This window comes from Crossiella cryophila (assembly GCF_014204915.1).
GTDB lineage: Bacteria > Actinomycetota > Actinomycetes > Mycobacteriales > Pseudonocardiaceae > Crossiella > Crossiella cryophila.
This window is the reverse complement of record NZ_JACHMH010000001.1, coordinates 4,471,803-4,495,496: the sequence shown is the minus strand read 5'-3', so window position 1 is coordinate 4,495,496 and position 23,694 is coordinate 4,471,803. Positions and strand designations below refer to the sequence as shown.

Genomic DNA, 23,694 nt, shown 5'->3' with positions numbered 1-23,694 from the left:
GGTCAGCCTCCCTTCCGGGTACGCAGGTAGTCGTCGAGTTCCAGGACGTCGCGGCGGGAACCGTTGGTGCGTGGTGGTTTCGCCGGTTCTGGTTGCTGGGCGCGGATCTCGATCCGGCCGATGGAGATGTGCACGGTGGGACGGCGGGGCTGCCGCACCGGCGGTCCGGTGGTGACGCCGGAGTAAACCGGGCCAGGGGGCACGGGCTGAGCGGCGGCCGGAGCCGCGGGAAGCCGCTCCGCCCTGGCGCCAAAGGGAATCCCGGAGTGGGCCGGAGCGACGGCACCGCCAGGAATGCCTGGCCGGGCGGCGGATCGCCCCTGGACACCGTCGACGGTCGAACTCCCGGGCACCGCCACCGGTTCAGGCGAACCGGGCCGGCCGGGATCGCCCGTCGCGCCGGAGTGCCCCGGCACCGCGGGATGTCCCGGCACCACCGAGGTTCCCGGTGCCGCGAAAGGCCCTGGCACCGCTGGGATTCCCGGTGCCGCCGGATGTCCTGGCACCGCCGGATATCCCGGAGCCGCGGCCTGCCCCGGTCGCACCGGATCCGGCCTGGGTTGGATGCCCGGCGCCGCCGGTGGACGCGACGGCGCCGGGTCAACCGGATGGTCCGGCTCCCGCTGGACGGCCGGACCACCCGGAGCACTGTGCTGGTGGCGGGCGGGCGCGACAGACCCCGGGTGCTCGGCCGGTTGACCCGGCGCCCGCCCGCCATCGGTCCGGGCCAGGCCCGGCCGTTCTTGTGGTTCGTGCCGCAGTGCCACCGGTGTCTCGAACACCGACGGCAGCAGCGGCCGCACCGTCAGGCTGTCCCCGTTGACCAGCCTGCTCACCAAGTCCCCGTTCACCACGCCCCCGCCTCCAGGTAGAACCGCCTGCGTGCCGGGCTCACCGACAGCACCTCGGCCTCGGTCCAGCCGTAGGCCGAGGCCAGGGCGTGGATGTCGAAGAGCAACCGGTGCGCGCAAGCCTCGATCTCGGCCCACAGGTAGCCGCCGACGTCGAAGGGCGCCAGCCAGGCGTGCCCGCACCCGGAGCAGTCCAGCGCCAGGGAGATGTCGGCCTGCGGGTCGACCTCGGGCAGGGCGACCGCGATCGCCTCCAGCACCGAATCCGCCAGCGCCGCAACGGGAATCTCCGTCGCGTCACGCCGGGCCGCGATCACCGTGCGCCGCAGCAACGCCAGCCGGGCGTCACCGGTCTCCGCCGACACCGCGAGCAGGTCCGCGCACCGCAACGGGCGGAACTCCACCGCCACCCCGTCCGCGAGCAGCGTGGCCGACTCCCGCGGTGGCTCCTCGGTGCGCAACTCGGTCACGTCCACGGTCAGCGCCAGCTGCTCCCCGCAGTCCGGGCAGGCCACCTGGCACGGCAGCGCACCACCGAAACCCTTCTCGTGCAAGGACAACAGCAGTCCCTCGCGCTGGCCAACGGTCAGCTCGTCCGGCCGCTCCGCGCCACCGGCGACGGCCAGCGCGAGCGAACGGCGCACGGGTGGCTGGCCGAGCCCCGCCTCCCACAGCGAGAGCACCTCGGCCTCGGTGAGCACCGGCTCAGCCCGTCGGGTCGTCGAAGCTGTTGTCCGCCGGCACGACCACCGAATCGTCGCGCACCCAGCCCTCGTGCTCCAGCTTGATCGACTGGATCAGCACCGCGTTCGCGTTACCGTCCAGATCGGACAGTGGCTTGTACTCCGAGACCCACGCCTTGTGCAGTTCGTAGGAGAGCACCTTGCGGCCGCCGTCGTCGAAGACGTCGATCAGCAGGTCCCGGCGGAAGTCCTTCAGCGAGGTCTCCACCCCGCCCGCGGCGTTGCGGAAGCTCCAGACCTTGTTGGCCCACTTCTCGAACTCCGGATCGAGGGTCACCCCGCGTTCCAGGGTGATGGCCTCGTAGTCGGTGCGGCCGGGCAGTTTGTAGCTCAGCGACGGGTCGCCGCCGGAGCGGTGCTTGACCACCTCGGTGGTCCGGGTGAAGCCGGTGACCTTGGAGATCCCGGCGATGTAGTCGCCGTCGCCGAACTTCACCCGGAACCGGAAGTTCTTGTACGGGTCGACCCGCGTGGTCTTGGGGTTCGCCTGTGGCATGGCCGTGTTCCTTCCTACACCTGGACCTGGCCGGCGAGCTGCTGAATGTTGATCAGCACGAACTCGGCCGGTTTGAGCGGGGCGAACCCGACGAGGATGTTGAGGATCCCGCGGTCGATGTCGTTCTGCGGGTTGTTCTCCCGGTCGCACTTGACCAGGTACGCCTGCTGCGGCGTCTGGCCCTGGAACGCGCCCTGGCGGAACAGGGTGTTCATGAACGCGCCCACGTTGAGCCGCACCGAGGACCACAGCGGCTCGTCGTTGGGTTCGAAGACCACCCACTGGGTGCCGCGGAACAGGCTCTCCTCCAGGAACAGCGCGAGCCGCCGCACCGGCAGGTACTTCCACTGGTCGGCCAGCCGGTCCGCGCCGGCCAGGGTGCGCGCGCCCCAGACCACGTTGCCGGTCACCGGGAACTGGCGCAGGCAGTTGAGCCCCAACGGGTTCAGCCTGCCGTGCTCGGTGTCGGTGAGGTTCGCGGTCAGCTCCTGCACGCCGTTGAGGCTGGCCTCGGTGCCCGCCGGGGCCTTCCAGACGCCGCGCTGGGCGTCGGTGCGGGCCCAGATCCCGGCGACCACGCCACCGGGCGGGAACTCGCGCACCCCGCCCTCCTCGGCCGGGTCGGCCAGGTTGACCCAGGGGAAGTAGGCGGCCACGTTCTTGCGCAGGTCCCTGGCGATGCCGAACGGGTCGCCGCCGTTGGGCGGCGGCGGGTGGGCCGCGTCGACCGCCCTGCTCGCCGTGTTGACCTCCTTGCCGGTCTCCACGATGAACATGGCCCTGCGCTTCTGGCAGTACCCGGCGGCCGCGGGGTAGACCGCGGCGGGCAGGCCGCTCAGTTCGGTGATGCCGGGCAGGTAGAGCATGTTGAAGATGTCGGCGCGGTCCAGCGCCCATAGCCCGGTCTTGGTGTCCTCGTCCCCGGTGTAGCTGGCCGCGGCGAGCGCGCCGCCCGGTTGTCCTCCGCCGAGCGGGGTCGAGTACACCGGCGGCGGGGTGTCGTCCTCCGGCTTGGCCGGTGGGGGCGCCGGAGGCGGGTCGGCAAGCGGGTCGACGCCCGCGGGCGGGTCGGGGTGCTCCAGGGGCCGGACAGTGGGTCCCTCGGTGCCCGTGGGCAGCTGCACCAGCGCCGAGGTCCGCAGCACCTTGTGCAGGGCCCGCGGATCGGCCGCGTTGATCGAGACGTTGAGGTAGCGCTCCTCGGCCCCGGTGTCGTTGTCCCGGACGGTGAGGTTGTAGAGGTTGGCCGCGCCGGTGGCGGTGTCGTGGTCGACCCGGAAACGGATCCGGTCGCCCCAGGTGCCCGCGCCCGCGGCGGTGAGCGTCAGGCTGCTGAAGGTGGCAGTGGACCTGGCCGCGCCCGAACCGACCAGCCGGACGATCTCCGCCTCGCTGCCGCCGTTGAGGTAGAACTGGTAGACCGCGTGGCTCAGCGGGGAGCTGGCGTGCAGGCCGCCGAAGGTGCTGGTGTAGTCGGCGAAGCTGGTGATGTGCACCGGCACGTTGTCCGGGCCGCGCAGCGCGGCGCCGACGAAGGCCGCGACCGAGGTCGACACGCCGGTGATGGTGCGGACCGCGCTCGGCAGCTCGTTGATGTAGACGCCAGGGTAGGTCGGCTGGACCGGCATCACGTCACCCCTGGTCCTGGCCAAGGGCCTGGCGGGCCCCGGCCTCGGCCGCGCCGGTGATCGCGGCCAGGTCCACCTGACGCCCCTGGGCGAGCTGGCCGACCGCCTCGGTCAGGCCAGCGATGCGGCCGGAGAGCTGGCTGATGGTGTAGTCGGTGCGCCAGTCGCTGTGCGAGATCTGGGCGCGGAGATTGGTTTTCCTGCCGGTGTTGTTCGGGTTGTCGAACTCCTCGTTGAGGATGTCGCGCATTGCCCGATAGGCGTCGTCGTAGCTCACATCGTCTCCTTGGTTGTTCAGCCAGCGAGCCACACTCGCCCTGAATCCCGAAATGTCACCTGGCCAGCCGGCCGGATCGATCTTCTTGTTCGTCTTCCGATTCCGGGCCCATTCCTTGTGCGCGATGGCCCATTCCGAACCACGTCCGATATGCCGCAGCAACGCGGCCACGCCACGCGGGTAGGACTCGATCTGGGCCGGGGTCCAGTCATACGGCGGCAGACCGGCCGACTCCGCTTCCACCCCGATCAGATGCGGGTTCGCGTTGTTGAGCGGCAGCCCCGGCCAGTCGCCGTCACCCGCGTGATTGGCCAGGCCGGAGGCGATGACGAGCCAGCTCCCGTCCCGGGCGAGGCCCAGCTGCGCCAATGGTCCCGGGATACCGGGCCTGCCGTTCTGCACGACCGGCAGCGACGGATAGTTCCCGGTGCGCCGTCCGACGGTGTGGTGCAGCAGGACACCGCGCAGGTCGCGCATTCCGTCCGCGCCCCTGGTGCGCCAGCCGTTGACCTCGGAAACACGCAGTCCCGCGCCGCGAAGCACATCGGGCAGCCAAAGCAGTCTTGCCATGTCCCAACCCCCATCCCCTCGCGCACCGGACGTTATGCGTCCAATTCACTCCTGGTGCGGCTTGACACCGAGGGTCGGGGAGAAAACCGGACCCGACAAGGAATTGTTGGATCGGCTGCCCCATCGGGAAGTCGGCCGAGCCTGAAAAGGCGTGCGGGCAGGAATTCCGCTAGGGGTTGTACGTAAATGTACGTATCGATCCCCACCCGATAGAGTGATCCGCATGCGCGTCGATCACCACGACGGCCAGACGGCCTTCCTCGAAGCGCTTTCCGCGCTGCTGGCGGTCTGCGACACCCTGGACGACACGAAAATGCTGGCGGCCAGCCGCTGTCACGGCTGGACGGTCGGCGACGTGATCGCGCACGTGCACCTCGGCCTGCAGGAGATGCTGCTGGGCCTGGTCTCCCCCACCGACGCCGAGCCGGACACCGACGCGGCAGGCTACTGGCAGGGCCGCCTGCCCGGCACCGGCAACGAGGCGGAGCGGATCGGCCAGATCCAGTACGTCCGCAGGCTCACCTCGGCCTACCGCCGCCCCACCGGCCTGCTCGGCCACCTGCGCCCGACCGCGGACGCGGTGTCCAGGATGGTCAGCGCGCTGCCGCCGACCACCGTCCGCTTCCAGGGCAAGATCCTGGCCTCCGGGGACTTCCTGGCCACCTGGGCGGTCGAGGTGGCCGTGCACCACCTGGACCTCAAGCACGAGCTGACCCTGCCGCCACCGGCGCCCACCGCGCTGAAACTGGCCCGCACCACGGTGGAATCCCTGGCGGGCGCGCCGATCCTGCCCGCGCTGGACGACGAGGTGGTGGTGCTCGCGGGCACCGGGCGGGTGCCGCTGACCGACTTCCAGCGCCGCACCGCCGGCCGTTTCGCCGCCCGGCTGCCGGTGTTCGGGTAGTTCGCCGCGCCCGCACCCCGGCCTGGGCGGCCGCGAAATCTCGTTGCGTGCCCACCCCGGGCCCATCGACACTCCCGGCCATGGACACCAGAGCGGGCGGGCCGCGACCGGACCTGGCCACCGGCTGGGCGCTGCGTGCCGCCGGACCCGCCGACGTCGAGGCCATCGCGGAGCTGCGGGCGAGGGTGCTGCGCCCGGATCTGGAACGGCTGGGCCGCTTCGACGAGCACCGGGTCCGGCAGCGGCTGCGGGACTCCTTCTCCGCGCGGCACACCTCGATCATCGAGGTCGGCGGCGCCTTCGCGGGCAGCGTCACGGTGCGCCCGGACGGGGAAACGCGGTGGCTGGAGCACTTCTACCTCGCGCCCGATCTGCAGGGCGGCGGGATCGGCTCGGCCGTCCTGCGCACCCTGCTGGCACGGGCCGATGCCGAGGGCTGGCCAGTCCGGCTGAACGTCCTGCGCGGCAGTGCCGCCCAGCGGTTGTACGAACGCCACGGCTTCACCGTCGAAGCGCAGGACCCGATCGACGTGTTCCTGGTGCGCCGCCCGGCTTACCCGCGTTCGTAGCGCAGCAGCACCACCCCGTTGCCGAAGCTCCGGCTCTCGGCCAGCCGCAGGTCCGCGCTCAGGTCCAGCTCCGGGAACAGCGGGCGGCCCCGGCCCAGCAGCACCGGGTGCACGTAGACCCGGTACTCGTCGATCAGGTCGTGCTGCCGGAACGCGCGGGCCAGGGTGGGGCCGCCGACGCAGATGTCGCCGCCGGGCTGGGCTTTGAGCGCGCGGATCTCGGCCGGGTCGACCTCGCTCTTGGCCGTGGTGTTCCACTCTGTGCTGACCGGGGTGCTGGTGTAGACCCATTTCGGCATGTCCCGCCAGATCCCGGCGAACTCGGTCTCCGCCGGGCCCGCCTCCGGGTTGGCGTCGGCGGTGGGCCAGTAGGCGGCCATCAGCTCGTGGGTGACCCGGCCGTTCAGGAACATGCCCCACGGCCGGATCTGCTCGTTCATGTGCTGGTGCAGTTCCTCGTCGACCCGGTGCCAGTCGATCTCCCGGTCCGGGCCCTCGTAGAAGCCGTCCACGGACATGCCCATCGAGAAGAGGAGTTTTCTCATCGCCCCAGTATGCCGAGATCGACCGACCCGCCGGGGACGACCTTCCGCGTGGCGCGGTAGCTGTAGGCGATGTAGACGACAAGGCCGATCAGCAGCCACAGTCCGAACCGCCACCAGGTCTCGGCCTTGAGGAAGGTCATCAGCCACACCGAGAAACCCACGCCCAGCAACGGGATCACCGGCATGCCGGGGCAGCGGAACCCGCGCGGCAGGTCCGGGCGGCGGTAGCGCATGACCACCACGGCCACGCACACCAGCACGAAGGCGAACAGCACGCCGATGTTGGTCAGCTCGGCCGCCTCGCGCACCGGCAGCAGCCCGGCGAGCACCGCGGCCACCCCGCCGATGATCCAGGTCGCCCGGTGCGGCACCTGGCGGCGCGGGTGCAGCGCGCCGAACCAGCGCGGCATCAGGCCGTCCCGGCTCATCGCGTACCAGAGCCGGGAGGCGCCCATCATGAAGGAGAAGCTCACCGTGACGATGCCCAGCACCGCGCCGATCGCGATCACCGTGCCGACCCCGCCGAGTCCGACCGACTCGAACGCCGCGGAGAATCCGCGCGCCGGGTCGACCTGGGTGTAGTGCACCATCCCGGTCAGCACGATGCAGGCCAGCGCGTAGAGCACCATGCAGATGCCCAGTGACAGCAGCATGGCCTTGGGCAGATGCCGTTGCGCCTGCTTGGATTCCTCCGCCGCGGTGCTCAGCGCGTCGTAGCCGAACACGGCGAAGAACACCGTGGCCGCACCCGCCACCGCACCGCCGAAACCGAAGGGCGCGAACGGTTCCAGGTTCGCACTGTCCACCTGGGTCAGTCCCACCACGATCACCAGCAGCACCACCGCGATCTTGACCACGGTGAGCACCACGTCCACCCGCGCCGAGGTCCTGGTGCCCCGGTTCAGCAACCAGGCCACACCAAGGCAGATCAGCATCGCGACCAGGTCCACCCGGTGTCCCTCGCCGGTGCCCGGCGCGCCCATCATCCACACCGGCAGGTCGATCCCCATGCGCTCCACCAGGAATCCGACGTAGCCGGACATGCCGATGGAGACCGCGGCCACGATCGCGGTGTACTCCAGCAACAGGTCCCAGCCGATGATCCAGCCCACCACCTCGCCCAGCACCGCCGAGGCGTAGGTGTAGGAGGACCCGGCGCGCGGCACCATCCCGGCGAACTCGGCGTAGGCGAAGGCCGCGCACACCGAGGCCGCGCCCGCGATCAGGAACGAGATCAGCACCGCGGGCCCGGCCACATCGCGGGCCACCGCGCCGGCCAGGCTGAAGATCCCGGCCCCGATGATCGCGCCGACCCCGATCAGGGTGAGCTGCCCCAGCCCGAGCACCTTGGCCATCCGCGGCTGCCCGGTCTCCTCCAGCGGTGGCAGTGTGCGCCGGAAGACCCCACGCGGCCCCGTGCCCAGCAATCCGTCGCCCACGTGATCACTCACCCTTCGTGTGCCAGGTCACACCGGTGCCCCGGAGCTTGGCCGCAGAGCAGGCGTGCAGGGAAGGCGACTGAGCGCGACGAACCCTCACGCTCAGGCACAGCAGCGCTCGCGCAAGCACACAATCCGGTGGTGGAATATCCGAAATCGTCTCGGCGGGGTATGGTTCCTTCGTTAGCTTGATTTTTAGCGTCGGAGGATTTGTGGCAACGGGCAGTGTGAAGTGGTTTAACGGCGAAAAGGGTTTCGGTTTCATCGCTCAGGACGAGGGCGGCCCTGACGTCTTTGTGCACTTCTCGGCGATCAACGGGACCGGGTTCAAGGAGCTTCAGGAGGGCCAGAAGGTCACGTTCGACGTGACCCAGGGCCCCAAGGGCCCGCAGGCTGAGAACGTCACCGGACACTGATTTCGGTGGCCTGACGCGAGTCAGGCAAGCCGGGCTGCCAAAGTTTTTGGCAGCCCGGCTTTTTCGTCCCGACTAACCGGGGTGCCCCTCCGCATCGCCTCAACTGAACCGGTGGGACACCCCAGTTAGAGGAGTGTGCATGGGCATCGGCACGCGGGTCGACGACGTGCGCGGCCAGCCGACCGCTCCCGGGCCGCTCAGCCGGGCGCGCGCACGTCCGCCGCGACCGGCCTCCGCGCCGCCCCGGTGAGCCGGGCCCTGGACCGGGACACCCCGGTCGCGCCCACCACCGCGGGCCTGGACACCAGGGTCGCGGCTGGGATGCCGGTGTGTGTGACCAAGGACTCGGCGGGGTGCCCGGCCGGGCCACCGGGCGGTTCGGGCCGGGTGAGCGGTCCGGCAGTCCGGGCGATCCGGCCACCCCGATCAAAGATGAGTGATCGATCAATCATGCTTTCGGCCTCGAGCTGACCCCACCAAGGCCCCAGCGCCCGGCCACAGCCCCCAACCCGCCCCTACCGCTTGGCCGCGTGATGCCGCGCCAGCACCAGCGCCGCGGCCGCCGCGTCCTGCACCCCCAGCCCCACACTGTTGTAGACCACCACATCACTGGGCCGCCGCCGCCCAGGCCGGAGCCCGCACAGCACCTCCCCCAGCGAGGTCAGGTCCCCCTCCCGCAACACCCCGTCCGCCACCGCCCGCATGATCGGCCCCGCGTGCCCGGTCGCCGTCCGCACGTGGTCCACCACCACGTTGTCCGCCCGATCCAGCAACGCCTGATCCAGCTCATGCCGATCCGGCGCGAACGACCCCACGCTCACCACCGTCGCCCCCCGCGCAACCTCCGAGGTCGGCACCACCGGCGTGTGGCTGAGCGTCCCGGCGATCACCAGGTCCGCGTCGCCCACCGCGGCCGCCGCGTCCCGTACCGGGATGACCTCGATGTCCAGCTCCGCCGACAGCTCCTCGGCCGTGGTCTCGCAGCGTCCCTGGTTCGGGCTCCACATCCGGATCCGGCGCAGCTTCCGCACCCGGGCCAGGGCGCGGACGTGCCAGCGGCCCTGTACCCCGGAGCCCAGGATGGCCAGGTCGCCCGCGGTGGGTTGGGTGAGGGCGTCTATCGCCACCGCGGAGGCGGCGGCGGTGCGGACGGCGGTCAGGCCGCCGCCGGCCAGCACGGCGAGGACCTCGCCGGTGAGGGGGTGCAGGACGACCAGGGTCGCGGTGATGGCTGGGAGGCCTCTGGCGGGGTTGTCGGGTTGGACGCTGACGACCTTGTTGACCACGCCGTGGGCGGTGGAGACGCGGCCGAGGTAGCTGAGCACGGTGGAGCCGTCGGGGCTGTCCAGCACCGCCTTCTCCGCGACCAGGCCGCTGCCGTCGCCCAGGGCGGTGAACGCCTGGCGCTGGCTGTCGATCACCCCGTCGAGGTCGAGCAGGGCCGACACCTCGGCCTCGTTCAGCACCACGGGTCCCGCGCTCAGGGTCATGTCCTCCAGTCTGGCCACAAGCCGCGTTGCTCGGCCACGTGGTTACTACCTGTGTCCAGGGTCCCCGAGGCCAACTCTCCGTGACGCTGAGGACGAGCAAGAGTGCGCGTTGGGTGGCTTGCCCGCCCCGGCCCGGCCCCTACGGTGATCTGGTGGACACGACGACGTTGGCCTCGGTGGCATCGGTGATCGACGGCAAGACCCCGACGAGCGGAACCGAATACCTCTCCCGCAACCCCGCCGACCTGGCCGACGTGGTCGCCGCGGTCCGGCTCGGCCCGGCCGAGGACCTGGTGGAGGCGGCCAGGGTGGCCCGGGTCGCGCAGGCCGAGTGGGCTCAGGTGCCCGCGCCGGTGCGCGGCCGGGTGATCGCCAACCTGGGCCGGCTGGTCGAGGCGAACCAGGAGACCCTGGCCCGGCTGGTCACCAGGGAGATCGGCAAGCCCTACGCCGAAGCGCTCGGCGAGGTGCAGGAGATCGTGGACACCTGCGACTTCTTCCTCGGCGAGGGCAGGCGCCTGTACGGGCAGACCGTGCCCAGCGAGATGCCGGACAAGCAGCTGTTCACCTTCCGGGTGCCGGTCGGCGTGGCCGCGATCATCACCGCCGGCAACTTCCCGGTCGCGGTGCCCTCCTGGTACCTGGTGCCCGCGCTGCTGTGCGGCAACGCGGTGGTGTGGAAGCCCGCCGAGTACGCCGCGGCCAGCGCCGCCGCCTTCGCCGAACTCGCCTGGCGCGCCGGGGTTCCGGCCGGGGTGCTCGGCCTGGTGATCACCGACGGACCGTCCACTTTCGACGGTCTCAAGCTGGCACTGGAGCAGCGGCTGGTGGACAAGGTCGGCTTCACCGGGTCCAGCGCGGTCGGGGAGCAGATCGGCGAGCTGTGCGGCCGCCACCTGCAGTCCCCCTGCCTGGAACTGGGCGGCAAGAACCCGATGGTGATCACCGAGGACGCCGACCTCGACCTGGCCGTGGAGGGCGCGTTGTTCTCCGGCTTCGGTTCGGCCGGACAGCGCTGCACCTCGCTGGGCACGGTGATCGTGCACGAGGACGTGCGCGCGGAGTTCACCCGCCGCTTCGACGCGGCCGTGCGCGCCGCGACGGTCGGCGAACCGCACGGCCCGATCCTCTACGGGCCGTTGCTGGACCAGAAGTTCGCCGACTCCTACGAGTCCACATTGGACTGGATCCAGCCGCACCACACCGTGCTCGGCTCCACCGCCACCGGCCGGATCACCGCCGAGAACCCGCGTGCCGGCTTCCACGGCGAGGCCGGGACCGGGCTGTACTACCACCCGGTGATCGTGGACGGGGTGCGCCCGGACGACCGGATCTTCCTGGAGGAGACCTTCGGGCCCATCGTCGGCATCATCGGCTACCGCGACTTCGAGCAGGCCGTCGAACTGGCCAACAAGCCCGGCTACGGCCTGTCCTCCGCCATCTACACCACCGATCCGACCAAGGCGTTCCGGTTCCGGCAGCTGATCGGCGCCGGCATGGTCAGCGTCAACAACTCCACCTCCGGCGCCGAGGCGCATCTGCCGTTCGGCGGCAATGGCAGCTCCGGCAACGGATCCCGGCAGTCCGGCATCTGGGTGCTCGACCAGTTCACCCGCTGGCAGTCGATGAACTGGGACTTCTCCGGCAAGCTGCAGAAGGCGCAGATGGACGTGGCGACGGTGGAGCCGGAGCTGGGCTACCGGCTGCCCGAGCACTGGGCCGGGCGGTGACCGGCCGCGCCCCGCTGCCGGCGGCCGCCGACGTGGTGGTCGTCGGCGGCGGGGTGATGGGGGTCAGCGCGGCCTTCCACCTGGCCGAGGCCGGGGCCCAAGTCCTGCTGCTGGAACGGGACGAGCTGGGTTCGGGCAGCACCTGCCGGGCCGCGGGCGGGGTGCGCGCGCAGTTCTCCGACCCGGTCAACATCGCCCTGGGCCTGCGCAGCCTGGCCGCGTTCGAGAACTTCGCCACCCGGCCGGGCGGGGAGATCGACCTGGCCCAGCACGGCTACCTGTTCCTGCTCGACGATCCGGCCGACGTGGCCGCGTTCGAGGCCAGTGTGACCCTCCAAAATGGACTCGGCGTGCCCAGCCGGATGCTCGATGTGGCCGAGGCGAAACGACTCTCGCCGCTGATCGACACCGAGGGTCTGCTGGCCGCCGCCTACTCCCCCACCGACGGCCACTGCACCCCGGAGGCCGTGGTGCAGGGCTACGCGCGGGCCGCCCGCGGGCTCGGCGCGACCATCCGGCGGCAGTGCGCGGTCACCGGGATCGACACCGTGGACGGAGCGATCCGCGCGGTGCGCACGGACGAGGGGGCCGTGCGCACCACGACGGTGATCTGCGTTGCCGGGGCCTGGTCGGCCGCGGTCGGCGCGATGGCCGGGGTGGACCTGCCGGTGCGGCCGTTACGCAGGCAGATCCTGGTCACCGAGGCGATCCCGGACCTGCCGCCGGAGCTGCCGATGACCATCGACTTCGGCAGCAGCTTCTACTTCCACGGCGAGGGCGCCGGACTGCTGATGGGCATGTCCGATCCGGACGAGCAGTTCGGATTCCACCTCTCCCGCACCGATTCCTGGCTGCCACGACTGGGCGCGGCGGTGTCCCGGCGGGCGCCCGCGCTGACCGAGGTGGGCATCGCGCACGGCTGGGCCGGGCTCTACGAGATCACCCCGGACCACAACGCGGTGGTCGGCGAGGCGGAGGGGGTGAGCCGGTTCCTCTACGCCACCGGCTTCTCCGGCCACGGCTTCCTGCAGGGCCCCGCGATCGGCGAGGTGCTGCGCGACCTTGTGCTGCACCGGGATCCGGTGGTGGATGTGTCCGCTTTGGACGTTCGCCGGTTCGCCGAGGCCGCGGTCCGGCCCGAACACAACTGCGTCTGAGAGGAACCCTGGGTGGACCTGCACGAGTTCGACGAGTGGGGCCCGGAGAAGATCGTCAGCGTCTCCGACTCGCGCACCGGGATGCGTGGCGTGCTGGTCATCGACAACACCGCCCGCGGCTCCGGCAAGGGCGGCACCCGGATGGCGCCTGGCGTCACCGTCGCCGAGATCGCCCGGCTGGCGCGGGTGATGACCTGGAAGTGGGCCGCGGTCGACCTGTTCCACGGCGGCGCGAAGGCCGGGATCCGCTGGGATCCCAGCAGCCCGGACAAGGAAACGGTGCTGCGCGCCTTCGTCCGGCGGCTGGCCGACCAGATCCCGTCCAGCTACGTGGCCGGGCTGGACATGGGCATGACCGAGGCGGACGCGGCGATCATCCAGGACGAACTGGGCGACCGCGGCGCGGCGGTCGGCGTGCCGGAGGAACTCGGCGGCGTGGCCTACGACAAGATCGGCGTCACCGGGCACGGCGTGGCCGAATCGGTGGACGCGGCCCTGCACCTCCTCGAGCGCCCCACCGCGGGCAGCCGGATCTCGGTGCAGGGCTTCGGCGCGGTCGGCCTGGCCGCCGCCCGCCGCCTGCACGAACTCGGCGCGGTCGTGGTCGCCCTGTCCACCACCGAGGGCGCCGTGCACGACCCGAACGGCCTGGACGTGCCGCACTGGCTGGCATTGCGGGCCGAACACGGCGACGCCTGCGTGAAACTCGCCCCGGCCGCCCAGCGGATCGCCGCGGGCGCGGAACTCCTGGTCGACTGCGAGGTGCTGATCCCGGCCGCCATCCAGGACGTGATCGACGAGCACCTGGCCGGGCGGATCAAGGCGAACCTGGTGGTGGAGGGCGCGAACCTGCCCACCAGTCCGGCCGCCGAGGCCCTGCTGGCCGAACGCGGGGTCGCGGTGGTCCCGGACTTCATCGCCAACGCCGGCGGCGTGGTCGCGGCCGCCTTCGCCATGGACGCCCGCTACTCCCCGTTCCGCCCCGACCCGGCCGCGATCATGGCCACGGTGGCGGCCAAGATGCGCGCCAACACCGAACTGGTGCTCACCGAGTCCCGCCGCACCGGCGACCTGCCGAGGACCGCGGCGATGCGGCTGGCCCAGGACCGGGTGCGCACCGCCATGGCGTTGCGCGGCCGCCTGCCCCGGGTCCGCTCGGCAGAATGACCGGCATGGCGACGATCTACCACAACCCCCGCTGCAGCACCTCCCGCAACACCCTCGCGCTGCTCCGCGAGTCCGGCGCCGAACCGACCGTGATCGAGTACCTCAAGACCCCGCCGAGCCGAGCGGAACTGGCCAAGCTCATCGCGGACGCCGGCCTCACCCCCGCTCAGGCAGTGCGGCGCAAGGAAAAGCTGTTCACCGAACTGGCCCTGGCCCAAGCCGACGACGAGGCACTGCTGGACGCGATGACCGAACACCCAATCCTGATCGAGCGCCCCTTCGTCGTCACCGCCAAGGGCACCCGCCTAGCCCGCCCCATCCAACAAATCGAGCAGATCCTCTAACCCTGCCCCCGTGTTGGCCGTTCTCGTACGGTGTGTTGGCCGAACTGGACGGTGTGTTGGCCGTTATGGGCGGTGTCTTGGCCGTTATGGGCGGTGTCTTGGCCGTTCTCGTACGGTGTCTTGGCCGAGTGGGCGTACAAGTTCGGCCAACACCGTGTACGACAACGGCCAACACGCCGGCGAGCCACGGGCTGGGCCGCTGGCCGCGGGCCTAGCCGCCTTCGGCCAGGCGTTTGATCGCGGACAACCGGCTGTCCCAGTCCGCGGCCACCCGGCGCATCCACTCCGCGGTGGCCAGCAACGCCTCCGGGCGCACCGCGTAGCGCACCTCGCGGCCCTGCCGTCCCCCGGACACCAGTCCGGCGCGGTCCAGGACCACCAGGTGTTTCACCACCGCCTGCCTGGTCACCGGCAGGTGCTCGGCCAGGGTCGTCGCGCTCGCCGAGCCCAGGCGGGACAGCCTCTCCAGCAACTGTCTGCGCAACGGGTCGGCCAGCGCGACGATGACCTCGTCGACCTGGTCGGTCATGCCGCGCGCTGGACGTACTCGATCAGCTCGTCCAGCTCGGCCTTCCAGCCACCGGTGTTGTCCTGGTGTTGCTTGACCTGCCGCTCCTCGGACACCGCCAGGGAGGCGAAACCGGTTTCCACCACGGTGAGGCTGGTCCCGCCCCCATCCTCGGCGAGGGTGAACTCGACCAGCGTGGTCTTGCCGGCCTCGACCGGGCCTTCGTCGACCATGTTCCACCGGTAGGAGAAGAAGCGCGGCGGCTCCACCCGTTCCAGCACGGCCCTGGTGGTGCCGTACTCGGTCCAGCCGAAGGTGGCCGAACCACCGGGTCGCAGGTCGACCTCGGCGGTCTGGCCCAGCCACTGGGCCAGGTGCGCGGGCTCGGTGAGCACCGCCCACACCCGTTCCACCGGCGCGGCGATCTGGATCTGACGTTCGATGCGGTCCATTCGACTACCTCCTCTAGGCGCAACCCCAGAGTTGCACATCCTCGCCCGGGGTGCAACTCTTCGGTTGCAGATCCTCGGTAGGGGGTGCCGAGGCGTGTCCGATCTCCGTAGAGTCGCGCAATGCTCAACCCGATCCATTTGCGGACTCTGCGGGAGTGCGTGCGCACCGGATCCTTCGCCGAGGCGGCGCGGAACCTGGGCTACACGGCCTCCGCGGTCTCCCAGCAGATGGTGCTCCTGGAACGCGCGGTCGGCGCGCCGTTGTTCGAGCGCTCCGCGCGCAGCGTGCGGGCGACCGCGGTGGCCGAACTGCTGGCCGAGCGCTGCGGCGCGGTCCTCGGCGCGTTGTCCACAGTGGAGCGCGAGGCGAAAGCCCTGGTGGCCGGGGACGCGGGCACGTTACGCCTGGCCAGTTTCGCCACCGCCAGCGCCAAGGTGCTGCCGGTGGCACTGGCCGCCATCGTGGCCGCCCGTCCCAACGCCGAGGTGCACCTGGACGAGGGCGAGCCGGACGAGGTCCTCGGCGGCGTGCTGGAAGGCACCCTGGACGCCGCGGTGGTCTTCGCCTACGACCTCGACCCCCGGGTGTGGCCGGTGGAGTTGCGCAGCACCGAACTGCTCGCCGAACCCCTGGCCATCGCCCTGCCCGAATCGCACCGGCTGGCCAACGGGCAGGAGGTCGACCTGGCCGAACTGGCCGGTGAGCGCTGGATCTGCACCAGGGCCGACACCGCGGGCGCCCGCTCGCTGAGCCGGATGGCCACCGCGGCCGGGTTCGACCCCGGCATCATCTTCCGCAGCAACGACTACGGCGTGGTCGCCGAGCTGGTCGCGCGCGGCCTCGGCGTGGCCATGATGCCCCGGCTGGCCGTGCCCGACCACGGCGTCCGGGTGCTGCGCCCCGCGGGCTGGCAGGCGTTTCGCCGGGTGCTGGTGCTGCACCGCCCGCAGAACAGCAACCCGCTGCTGCCCCTCGCGCTGGACTGCCTGGCCCGTTCCTGCGCCGACCTGCGCACCCGCTGGACGCCCTGACCTGCACCGACCGTGGGGCGGTCGGCGGGCCCACAGCTGCGATGACAGAATCGGCGGCATGACCAAGGCACGTCTGGAAACCAACCACGGCCCCATCGTTCTGGAACTCGACGCCGTCAAGGCGCCCAACTCGGTGGCGAACTTCGTGGAGTACGTGAACAAGGGCCACTACGACGGCACGATCTTCCACCGCGTCATCAGCGGCTTCATGATCCAGGGCGGCGGGTTCGAGCCGGGCCTGAAGCAGAAGCCGACCAGCACGCCGATCAAGAACGAGGCCACCAACGGCCTGAAGAACTACCAGTACACCGTGGCGATGGCGCGCACCGGCGACCCGCACTCGGCCACCGCGCAGTTCTTCATCAACACCGTGGACAACGAGTTCCTCAACCACACCTCGCCCACCCCGAGCGGCTGGGGTTACGCGGTGTTCGGCAAGGTCGTCGAGGGCACCGAGACCGTGGACGCGATCCGCGGCGTGGCCACCGGCACCACCGGCGGGCACCAGGACGTCCCGAAGGCCGATGTGGTCATCGAGAAGGCCAGCATCGTCGACTGACCAGCGACCCTGTCCCCGGCCGGCGCCCCATTCACCGGCCGGGGAACGTTGGCTCAGCCCTTGACCAGCAGGTCGACCCCGGTGGCCTCGGCCGAGTAGGCCCACAGCCGGGCCGCCGAGTCCGGGTCCACCGCGTAGGCGGCCACGCCGGTGCGGTCCTCCGCACTGCCGCCGATCCCGGCGATCTCGCAGTCGTCCAGGTACACCCCGCCCAGCCCCGCCAGCCGCGGCGAGGTCGCGGCCCACACCTGGGTCGCGGCGCCCTGCGGCGGCGTCTTGAACGAGGGGTCGACCGGGTTGCCCTCCGCATCCGCCCAGCCGTTGGCGATCTGCTCGGCCAGCGGGATGTGCCGGGCCAGGTTGGTGTAGATGCCGCCGGGGTGCAGGGCGAAGGCGCGCACGCCGTGCTCGCGGCCGATCGCGTCCAGGTGCACCGCCATCAGCACATTCGCCGTCTTGGACTGGCCGTATGCCTGCCACTTGTCGTAACCGGTGGCGAAGTGCACGTCGTCCCAGCGGATGTCGGAGTAGTGGTGCCCGCGCGAGGACACCGAGACCACTCGCGCCTCCCGCCCGGCCAGCGCCGGCCACAGCCGGTTGACCAGGGCGAAGTGCCCGAGGTGGTTGGCCGCGAACTGGAGTTCCCAGCCCGGCCCGACCCTGGTCTCCGGGCTGGCCATCACCCCGGCGCTGTTGATCATGATGTCGATGCCGCGGCCGGAGGCGAGGAAGGCATCGGCGAAGGTGCGCACGCTGTCCAGGTCGGCCAGGTCCAGCGCGGCCACCTCGGCCTCCTCCCCCAGGGCCTCGGTGGCCAGGATCGGACGCCGGGCCGGCACCACGACGTGCGCGCCCGCCGCGACCAGCGCCCTGGTGGTCTCCAGGCCGAGACCGGAGTAGCCGCCGGTGACCACGGCGAGTTTGCCGGTCAGGTCGATGCCCTCGAGCACGTCGGTGGCGGTACTGCGGGCGCCGAACCCGGAGCCGATGGGCTGCTGTGGGGTTGTCATGGCGGCGACGCTATGGCTTGGAGCGCGCTCCAGGTCAAGTGCTCCATTGTGGACGGTCGACCCGGTGTTCGAGCGGACAGTCGAACATCAACTTACAACGTTGTACACTGGAGTCCTGCGACCGTGTCCTCAACCGTAACGGGAGCCCTGGTTTCGTGACCGCCGCGCATCTCGCCGCAGCCGACCACCCTCGCCCCCAGCTCGTCCGCGATCCGGACTGGGCTGATTTGTCCGGTCCGTGGGGGTTCGCCCACGACGACGCCGACACCGGCCTATCCGCGGGCTGGTTCCGCACCGCCGATCCGTTCGACCGCACCATCACCGTGCCCTACCCGCCGGAGTCCCAGCGCTCCGGCATCGCCGACCGCGGGTTCCACCCGGTGGTCTGGTACCGCCGCGAGTTCACCGCCCAGCCGCCCGAGCCCGGCCGCGCGCTGTTGCTGCACTTCGGCGCGGTGGACTACCGCGCGACCGTGTGGGTCAACGGCCACCAGGTCGGCGCGCACGAGGGCGGGCACGTCGGCTTCTCCCTGGACATCACCAGCGCACTGGCCGCCGGCGGCGCGCAGGTGATCACCGTGCGGGCCGAGGACCGCCCCCAGGACGTGGCCCAGCCGCGCGGCAAACAGGACTGGGCGGCCGATCCGCACGTCATCTGGTACCACCGCACCACCGGGATCTGGCAGCCGGTGTGGCTGGAGGAGGTCCCGGCGCTGCGGTTGGACTCGCTGCACTGGACCCCGGAGGTGGCGGCCCGGCGGGTGCGCTGCGAACTGGCGCTCAACACCTGGCCCGCCGAGGCGCACACGGTCGAGGTCGAGCTGAGTTTCGACGCGGAAGTCCTGGCGGTGCAGAGCTTCCGGCTCACTGACCGGGAACTCCAGTGCGATATCGCCATTCCCGCGCTGCGCAACGCCCAAGACCTCGACCGTCTACTGTGGACACCCGAGAACCCGCACCTGATCGACGCCGCGGTGCGGTTGCGCCGGGCCGACGGCAGCCTGGTGGACGAGGTCGCCGCCTACTTCGGCCTGTCCAGTTTCGGTACCGCGGACCGGCGGTTCCTGGTCAACGGCCGCCCGTACTTCCTGCGCTTCGCGCTGGCCCAGAACTACTGGCCGGAATCGCACCTGGCCGCCTCCGCGCAGGAGCTGCGCCACGAGGTCGAACTGGCCAAATCGCTGGGGCTCAACGGGATCCGGGTGCACCAGAAGATCGAGGACCCGCGTTTCCTGTACTGGTGCGACCGGCTCGGGCTGCTGGTGTGGGAGGAGATGCCCAGCGCGTTCGAGTCCGGTCCGACCACCGCGCAGCGGCTGCTCGCCGAGTGGCCGCGGGCCATCCACCGCGACCGCAGCCACCCCAGCATCATGGCCTGGGTACCGCTGAACGAGAGCTGGGGCGTGCCGGACATCGGCACCGACCCGGCCCAGCGTCACCTGGCCCTGGCCCTGTTCCACCTGACCAAATCGCTGGATCCGTCCCGCCCGGCCATCGCCAACGACGGCTGGGAGATCACCGGCGGCGACTTCTGGGGCGTGCACGACTACCACCAGGACCCGGACACCCTGAAAGCCCGCTACACCAGGGAGAACCTGGAGCGCGGCCATTTCACCGAAGGCTGGCCCAACTCACGCAGGCTGCTCCTGGACGGCGAGCGCTACGCCGAACAGCCGATCATGCTCAGCGAGTTCGGCGGGGCCACCTTCACCCCGGCCAACGGCGAGGAGGTCTTCGGCTACGGCTCGGTCGACTCCGCGCAGGAGTACGCCGAGATGCTGACCGCGGTGATCGGCGCGGCCCGTTCCGGCGGCCTGGCCGGGTACTGCTTCACCCAGCTCACCGACACCGAGCAGGAGACCAACGGCCTGCTCGACGAGCACCGGGTGCCCAAGATCCCACTCGATCGGCTGCACTCGATCCTGTCCCGCAACCCCTAGCCCCAGCCGTCGTTGTGCTCAGCGCGAAGGTCCGTCGGCCTGGCGGACTTGGGTCCGTCCGGGCCGCCGGGCCATGCTGGACTTCCGGTGCGAGATGAGCGGAGAGACGATGCCCGAGCGGATCGACCCACTGGAGTTGCTGTCCGCGAACGGGCTGCTCAGCGAGGAGGAGCGGCTCATCCAGGACACCGTCCGGCGGTTCGCCGAGCAGCGGCTGCGCCCGGTGATCGGCGACTGGTTCGAGCGCGGTCACTTCGACCCGGAGCTGGCGCCGGAGTTCGGCGAACTCGGGCTGCTCGGCATGCACCTGCAGGGCTACGGCTGCGCCGGGTCCAGCGCGGTGGCCTATGGGCTGGCCTGTTTTGAGCTGGAGGCGGTGGACTCCGGGTTCCGCAGCTTCGTCTCGGTGCAGGGCTCGCTGGCGATGTACGCAATCCACCGGTGGGGCTCGGAGGAGCAGAAGCAGCGCTGGCTGCCGGAGATGGCCGCGGGCCGGGCGATCGGCTGTTTCGGGCTCACCGAACCCGATCACGGCAGTGACCCTGGCAGCATGCGCACCACCGCGAAACGCGATGGCACGGACTGGATCCTCAACGGCAGCAAGATGTGGATCACCAACGGCAGTGTGGCCGACGTGGCCGTGGTGTGGGCGCAGACCGACGAGGGCGTGCGCGGTTTCCTGCTCCCCCGCGACACTCCGGGCTTCAGCACCCGCAAGATCACGCACAAGCTGTCCCTGCGTGCCTCGATCACCTCCGAGCTGTTCTTCGACGACTGCCGGCTGCCCGCCGACGCCCAGCTGCCAGAGGCGGCCGGGCTGCGCGGTCCGTTGAGCTGCCTGAGCGAGGCCCGCTTCGGCATCATCTTCGGCGCCCTGGGCGCGGCCAAGAACTGCCTGGACACCGCGATCGAGTACTCGACCACCCGCACCCAGTTCGACCGGCCGATCGCCGGATTCCAGCTCACCCAGCAGAAACTCGTCGACATGGCCCTGGAGGTGCAGAAGGGCTTCCTGCTCGCGCTGCACCTGGGTCGGCTCAAGGACGCGGGCCAGCTACACCCGCGGCAGGTGAGCATCGGCAAGCTGAACAACGTGCGCGAGGCCATCAAGATCGCCCGCGAGGCCCGCACCATCCTGGGCGCCAGCGGCATCACCCTGGAGTACCCGGTGCTGCGGCACGCCAACAACCTGGAGTCGGTGCTCACCTACGAGGGCACCAGCGAGATCCACACCCTGGTCCTCGGCGAGGCGCTCACCGGCACCCCGGCCTACCGATGACCCACCCGGTAGACCAGAACTTCCTCGACACGGTAAGGAATACGCTCACGGCACAGTCCACAGTGGACCTCCCACTGGGCCTGACCGCCGAGAAGGCCCTGACCCTGTTCGACGCCCAACTCGGCAGCCGCCACCTGGACCTCGCCGCGCGTGCGCTGGGCAGCAGTGGCGAGGGCTTCTACAGCATCGGCTCCAGTGGCCACGAGGGCAACGCGGCGGTCGCCGCCGCCCTGCGCGTCACCGACCCGGCCCTGCTGCACTACCGCTCCGGCGCCTTCTACCTGGCCCGCGCCGCCCAGCAACGCGGATCCACGCCACTGCGCGACGTCCTGCGCGGCATCACCGCCTCCGCCGCCGAACCCATCTCCGGCGGCAGGCACAAGGTCTTCGGCCACCGAGCCCTGTCCGTGATCCCGCAAACCTCCACCATCGCCTCCCACCTGCCGCGCGCGGTAGGCGTGGCCTTCGGCATCGAACGCGCGAAAAAGCTGGGCCTGCCCACTGAATGGCCGCAGGACGCCATCGTGGTCTGCACCTTCGGCGACGCCTCCGCCAACCACAGCACCGCCACCGGCGCGATCAACACCGCCACCCACTGCGCCTACCAGAACCTGCCGCTGCCGATCCTGTTCGTCTGCGAGGACAACGGCATCGGCATCAGCGTCCGCACCCCCAAGGACTGGATCAAGGCCGCCTACGGCAATCGCCCCGGCCTGCGCTACTTCGACGCCGACGGCACCAACCTCCCAGAGGCCGCCCAGGCAGCGGCCGAAGCGGCCACCTGGGTCCGCACCCGCCGCGCCCCCGCGTTCCTGCGGCTGCGCACGGTCCGCCTGATGGGCCACGCCGGCTCCGACGTCGAATCCGCCTACCGAACCCAGTCCGAGATCACCGCCGACCTCCCCCGCGACCCAGTACTCCGCACCGCCCTCCTACTGGCCGAACACGGAGTCCTGCCCCCAGCGGAAATCCTCACCCGCTACGAATCCAAACGCACCGAAGTCGCCACCCTGGCCGCCCAAGCGACCAACGAACCCAAACTCACCACCACCGCCGAGATCCTGGCCCCCCTGGCCGCTCCCCGCCTCCCACCACCCCCCGCCACGGCACCCGCCCACGCCACCGCCATTCCCGCACACCCCGCCACCGGGCCAACCCCGCCACCACCGGCGACCACCGGCTCCCCACTGCCGGGCCCGCCAACCACCCCACCCACCCAGCCGAGCCCCGCAACCGCAGGGTCCGCCCCACCCCCCACCTCAGCCGCACGCCCCCTCGCACCACCCACCCGCGCCACCACCGAACCCCTCACCCTCGCCCAGTCGATCAACCAGGCCCTGGCCGACCTGCTCACCCAGGACCCCGCCACCCTGATCTTCGGCGAGGACGTCGCGACCAAGGGCGGCGTCTACGGCGTCACCCGCGGCCTGCGCAAGGCATTCGGCGCGGCCAGGGTCTTCGACACCCTGCTGGACGAGCAGACCATCCTCGGCACCGCACTGGGCACCGCCCTCACCGGCTTCCTGCCCATCCCGGAGATCCAGTACCTGGCCTACCTGCACAACGCCGCCGACCAACTCCGCGGCGAGGCCGCCACCCTGCGCTTCTTCGCCAACAACCAGTACCGCAACCCGATGATCGTCCGCATCGCCGGCCTGGCCTACCAGAAGGGCTTCGGCGGCCACTTCCACAACGACAACTCCCTGACCGCCCTACGCGACATCCCCGGCCTGGCCATCGCCGTCCCCGCCCACCCCTCCGACGCCGCCCCCCTGCTCCGAGCCTGCGCCACCACAGCCCGCCACCACGGCACAGTCACCATCTACCTGGAACCCATCGCCCTGTACCACACCCGAGACCTGCACACCCCCGGCGACAACGCCTGGCTCAGCCTCGCGCCACCCCCGGCCCCAGCCACCACACCCACGCACCCCGGCCCCGATCTCGGCCCCAGCCCCGCACGTGCACCGGCACCTGCACCCGTGCGCACGCACGCCAGCACCGCAGCCACGCCCACGCCAGCAAGCACCCCGACCGCCGGCACCGCGACCGCGAGCACTACACCGGCGCACGCCGACGCCGCTCCGGCGGAGTTCGGCCGCGCCCGCACACACGGCGACGGCACCGACCTGACCATCATCACCTTCGGCAACGGCGTCCCGATGAGCCTCCGAGTCGCCCGCCGACTCGGCCTGTCCTGCCGCGTGGTGGACCTGCGCTGGCTGGCCCCACTGCCGGTGGCCGACATCCTGCGCGAGGCGTCGGCGACCGGCCGGGTGCTGATCGCCGACGAGACCCGCCGCACGGGTGGCGTGTCCGAGGCCGTGGTCACCGCGCTCATCGACCACGGGTTCGCGGGCCGGATCCGGCGGGTGACCAGCGCGGACAGCTTCATCCCGCTGGGACCGGCGGCCAGCCACGTGCTGCTGTCCGAGGCGGACATCGCGAAGGCCGCGCTGGAACTGCTGGCCTAGCGGGTGGCCACGCTGGTGCGCTGGCCTAGTGGGGGCCGCGCAGGGGCTGCATGCCTGACGGGGGCTGGTTGGCAGGCACCAGCCTGACGTCGCCAAGGCTGACCACCGCCAGCC

General features: G+C 71.1%; 24 protein-coding genes. 12 read left to right on the top strand and 12 right to left on the bottom strand.

What is annotated here, in order from left to right; all coding sequences use genetic code 11:
* Nucleotides 1-2: 2 nt before the first annotated feature.
* The 5 genes from HNR67_RS20150 to HNR67_RS20130 all read right to left on the bottom strand — a co-directional run bounded on the left by HNR67_RS20150 (nucleotide 3) and on the right by HNR67_RS20130 (nucleotide 4,565).
* A complete protein-coding gene (locus tag HNR67_RS20150; protein WP_221489984.1) occupies nucleotides 3-203 on the bottom strand; it encodes a hypothetical protein in 201 nt (66 codons plus the stop codon).
* A 644-nt stretch (nucleotides 204-847) separates the two neighbouring features.
* Nucleotides 848-1,552: a T4 family baseplate hub assembly chaperone gene (locus HNR67_RS20145; protein WP_185003788.1), complete on the bottom strand. Its 705-nt coding sequence runs from the start codon at nucleotides 1,550-1,552 to the stop codon at nucleotides 848-850.
* 4 nt (nucleotides 1,553-1,556) lie between these two features.
* Complete coding sequence (locus HNR67_RS20140) at nucleotides 1,557-2,090, bottom strand: phage tail protein (protein ID WP_185003787.1); 534 nt, start codon at nucleotides 2,088-2,090, stop codon at nucleotides 1,557-1,559.
* 14 nt (nucleotides 2,091-2,104) lie between these two features.
* Nucleotides 2,105-3,718, bottom strand: a complete 1,614-nt coding sequence (locus HNR67_RS20135; RefSeq protein WP_185003786.1) for a phage tail sheath C-terminal domain-containing protein — start codon at nucleotides 3,716-3,718, stop codon at nucleotides 2,105-2,107.
* Between the two features lie 4 nt (nucleotides 3,719-3,722).
* Nucleotides 3,723-4,565: a peptidoglycan recognition protein family protein gene (locus HNR67_RS20130; protein ID WP_185003785.1), complete on the bottom strand. Its 843-nt coding sequence runs from the start codon at nucleotides 4,563-4,565 to the stop codon at nucleotides 3,723-3,725.
* A gap of 223 nt (nucleotides 4,566-4,788) precedes the next feature.
* On the opposite strand from HNR67_RS20130, the gene HNR67_RS45735 reads away from it, so the two are divergent.
* A complete protein-coding gene (locus HNR67_RS45735; RefSeq protein WP_185003784.1) occupies nucleotides 4,789-5,469 on the top strand; it encodes a maleylpyruvate isomerase N-terminal domain-containing protein in 681 nt (226 codons plus the stop codon).
* 80 nt (nucleotides 5,470-5,549) lie between these two features.
* Nucleotides 5,550-6,038 (top strand): GNAT family N-acetyltransferase, encoded by a 489-nt coding sequence (locus HNR67_RS20120; protein ID WP_185003783.1) that lies wholly within the window; start codon nucleotides 5,550-5,552, stop codon nucleotides 6,036-6,038.
* Here HNR67_RS20120 and HNR67_RS20115 read toward each other — a convergent pair.
* Together HNR67_RS20115 and HNR67_RS20110 are read right to left on the bottom strand one after the other, a co-directional pair.
* Nucleotides 6,023-6,583: a dihydrofolate reductase family protein gene (locus tag HNR67_RS20115; protein ID WP_185003782.1), complete on the bottom strand. Its 561-nt coding sequence runs from the start codon at nucleotides 6,581-6,583 to the stop codon at nucleotides 6,023-6,025. The genes HNR67_RS20120 and HNR67_RS20115 overlap by 16 nt on opposite strands.
* Nucleotides 6,580-8,007, bottom strand: coding sequence for an amino acid permease (locus HNR67_RS20110; protein ID WP_221490907.1), 1,428 nt, complete (start codon nucleotides 8,005-8,007; stop codon nucleotides 6,580-6,582). The genes HNR67_RS20115 and HNR67_RS20110 overlap by 4 nt, the downstream gene beginning before the upstream one ends.
* Before the next feature lie 227 nt (nucleotides 8,008-8,234).
* On the opposite strand from HNR67_RS20110, the gene HNR67_RS20105 reads away from it, so the two are divergent.
* Nucleotides 8,235-8,438, top strand: coding sequence for a cold-shock protein (locus HNR67_RS20105; protein WP_185003781.1), 204 nt, complete (start codon nucleotides 8,235-8,237; stop codon nucleotides 8,436-8,438).
* Nucleotides 8,439-8,635: 197 nt separating this feature from the next.
* Here HNR67_RS20105 and HNR67_RS20100 read toward each other — a convergent pair whose 3' ends face one another.
* Both HNR67_RS20100 and HNR67_RS20095 read right to left on the bottom strand, forming a co-directional pair.
* The gene (locus HNR67_RS20100; RefSeq protein ID WP_185003780.1) at nucleotides 8,636-8,890 is read right to left on the bottom strand and encodes a hypothetical protein; all 255 of its coding nucleotides are present in this window, start codon (nucleotides 8,888-8,890) and stop codon (nucleotides 8,636-8,638) included.
* Between the two features lie 63 nt (nucleotides 8,891-8,953).
* Nucleotides 8,954-9,928 carry an ornithine cyclodeaminase family protein gene (locus tag HNR67_RS20095; protein WP_185003779.1) on the bottom strand — a complete coding sequence of 325 codons (975 nt, stop codon included), beginning with the start codon at nucleotides 9,926-9,928 and terminating at the stop codon, nucleotides 8,954-8,956.
* A 152-nt stretch (nucleotides 9,929-10,080) separates the two neighbouring features.
* Here HNR67_RS20095 and HNR67_RS20090 point away from each other — a divergent pair, with 152 nt between their 5' ends.
* From HNR67_RS20090 to arsC, 4 genes are read left to right on the top strand one after another with little or no spacing between them, the layout of a single operon-like run.
* Nucleotides 10,081-11,658, top strand: a complete 1,578-nt coding sequence (locus HNR67_RS20090) for an aldehyde dehydrogenase family protein (RefSeq protein ID WP_312987669.1) — start codon at nucleotides 10,081-10,083, stop codon at nucleotides 11,656-11,658.
* The gene (locus tag HNR67_RS20085; protein WP_312987667.1) at nucleotides 11,655-12,815 is read left to right on the top strand and encodes an NAD(P)/FAD-dependent oxidoreductase; all 1,161 of its coding nucleotides are present in this window, start codon (nucleotides 11,655-11,657) and stop codon (nucleotides 12,813-12,815) included. Before HNR67_RS20090 ends, HNR67_RS20085 begins: the two co-directional genes overlap by 4 nt.
* A gap of 12 nt (nucleotides 12,816-12,827) precedes the next feature.
* The gene (locus HNR67_RS20080) at nucleotides 12,828-13,982 is read left to right on the top strand and encodes a Glu/Leu/Phe/Val family dehydrogenase (RefSeq protein ID WP_312987666.1); all 1,155 of its coding nucleotides are present in this window, start codon (nucleotides 12,828-12,830) and stop codon (nucleotides 13,980-13,982) included.
* Between the two features lie 5 nt (nucleotides 13,983-13,987).
* Nucleotides 13,988-14,326, top strand: coding sequence for an arsenate reductase (glutaredoxin) (gene arsC, locus HNR67_RS20075; RefSeq protein WP_246492557.1), 339 nt, complete (start codon nucleotides 13,988-13,990; stop codon nucleotides 14,324-14,326).
* A 211-nt stretch (nucleotides 14,327-14,537) separates the two neighbouring features.
* On the opposite strand, the gene HNR67_RS20070 is transcribed toward arsC, so the two are convergent.
* Nucleotides 14,538-14,855, bottom strand: coding sequence for an ArsR/SmtB family transcription factor (locus tag HNR67_RS20070; RefSeq protein ID WP_185003777.1), 318 nt, complete (start codon nucleotides 14,853-14,855; stop codon nucleotides 14,538-14,540).
* Nucleotides 14,852-15,286, bottom strand: a complete 435-nt coding sequence (locus HNR67_RS20065) for an SRPBCC family protein (RefSeq protein WP_185003776.1) — start codon at nucleotides 15,284-15,286, stop codon at nucleotides 14,852-14,854. The genes HNR67_RS20070 and HNR67_RS20065 overlap by 4 nt, the downstream gene beginning before the upstream one ends.
* A 120-nt stretch (nucleotides 15,287-15,406) precedes the next feature.
* Here HNR67_RS20065 and HNR67_RS20060 point away from each other — a divergent pair, with 120 nt between their 5' ends.
* A complete protein-coding gene (locus tag HNR67_RS20060; protein ID WP_185003775.1) occupies nucleotides 15,407-16,318 on the top strand; it encodes a LysR family transcriptional regulator in 912 nt (303 codons plus the stop codon).
* A gap of 58 nt (nucleotides 16,319-16,376) precedes the next feature.
* Nucleotides 16,377-16,877 (top strand): peptidylprolyl isomerase, encoded by a 501-nt coding sequence (locus HNR67_RS20055; RefSeq protein ID WP_185003774.1) that lies wholly within the window; start codon nucleotides 16,377-16,379, stop codon nucleotides 16,875-16,877.
* Nucleotides 16,878-16,930: 53 nt separating this feature from the next.
* Here HNR67_RS20055 and HNR67_RS20050 read toward each other — a convergent pair whose 3' ends face one another.
* Nucleotides 16,931-17,887, bottom strand: a complete 957-nt coding sequence (locus tag HNR67_RS20050; protein WP_185003773.1) for an SDR family NAD(P)-dependent oxidoreductase — start codon at nucleotides 17,885-17,887, stop codon at nucleotides 16,931-16,933.
* A 155-nt stretch (nucleotides 17,888-18,042) separates the two neighbouring features.
* Here HNR67_RS20050 and HNR67_RS20045 point away from each other — a divergent pair, with 155 nt between their 5' ends.
* The 3 genes from HNR67_RS20045 (at nucleotide 18,043) to HNR67_RS44575 (ending at nucleotide 23,580) form a co-directional block, all read left to right on the top strand.
* Nucleotides 18,043-19,827, top strand: coding sequence for a glycoside hydrolase family 2 protein (locus HNR67_RS20045; protein ID WP_185003772.1), 1,785 nt, complete (start codon nucleotides 18,043-18,045; stop codon nucleotides 19,825-19,827).
* Between the two features lie 94 nt (nucleotides 19,828-19,921).
* Nucleotides 19,922-21,106 (top strand): acyl-CoA dehydrogenase family protein, encoded by a 1,185-nt coding sequence (locus HNR67_RS20040; protein WP_221489982.1) that lies wholly within the window; start codon nucleotides 19,922-19,924, stop codon nucleotides 21,104-21,106.
* A complete protein-coding gene (locus HNR67_RS44575) occupies nucleotides 21,103-23,580 on the top strand; it encodes a thiamine pyrophosphate-dependent enzyme (RefSeq protein ID WP_246492556.1) in 2,478 nt (825 codons plus the stop codon). Before HNR67_RS20040 ends, HNR67_RS44575 begins: the two co-directional genes overlap by 4 nt.
* The last annotated feature ends 114 nt before the right edge of the window (nucleotides 23,581-23,694 follow it).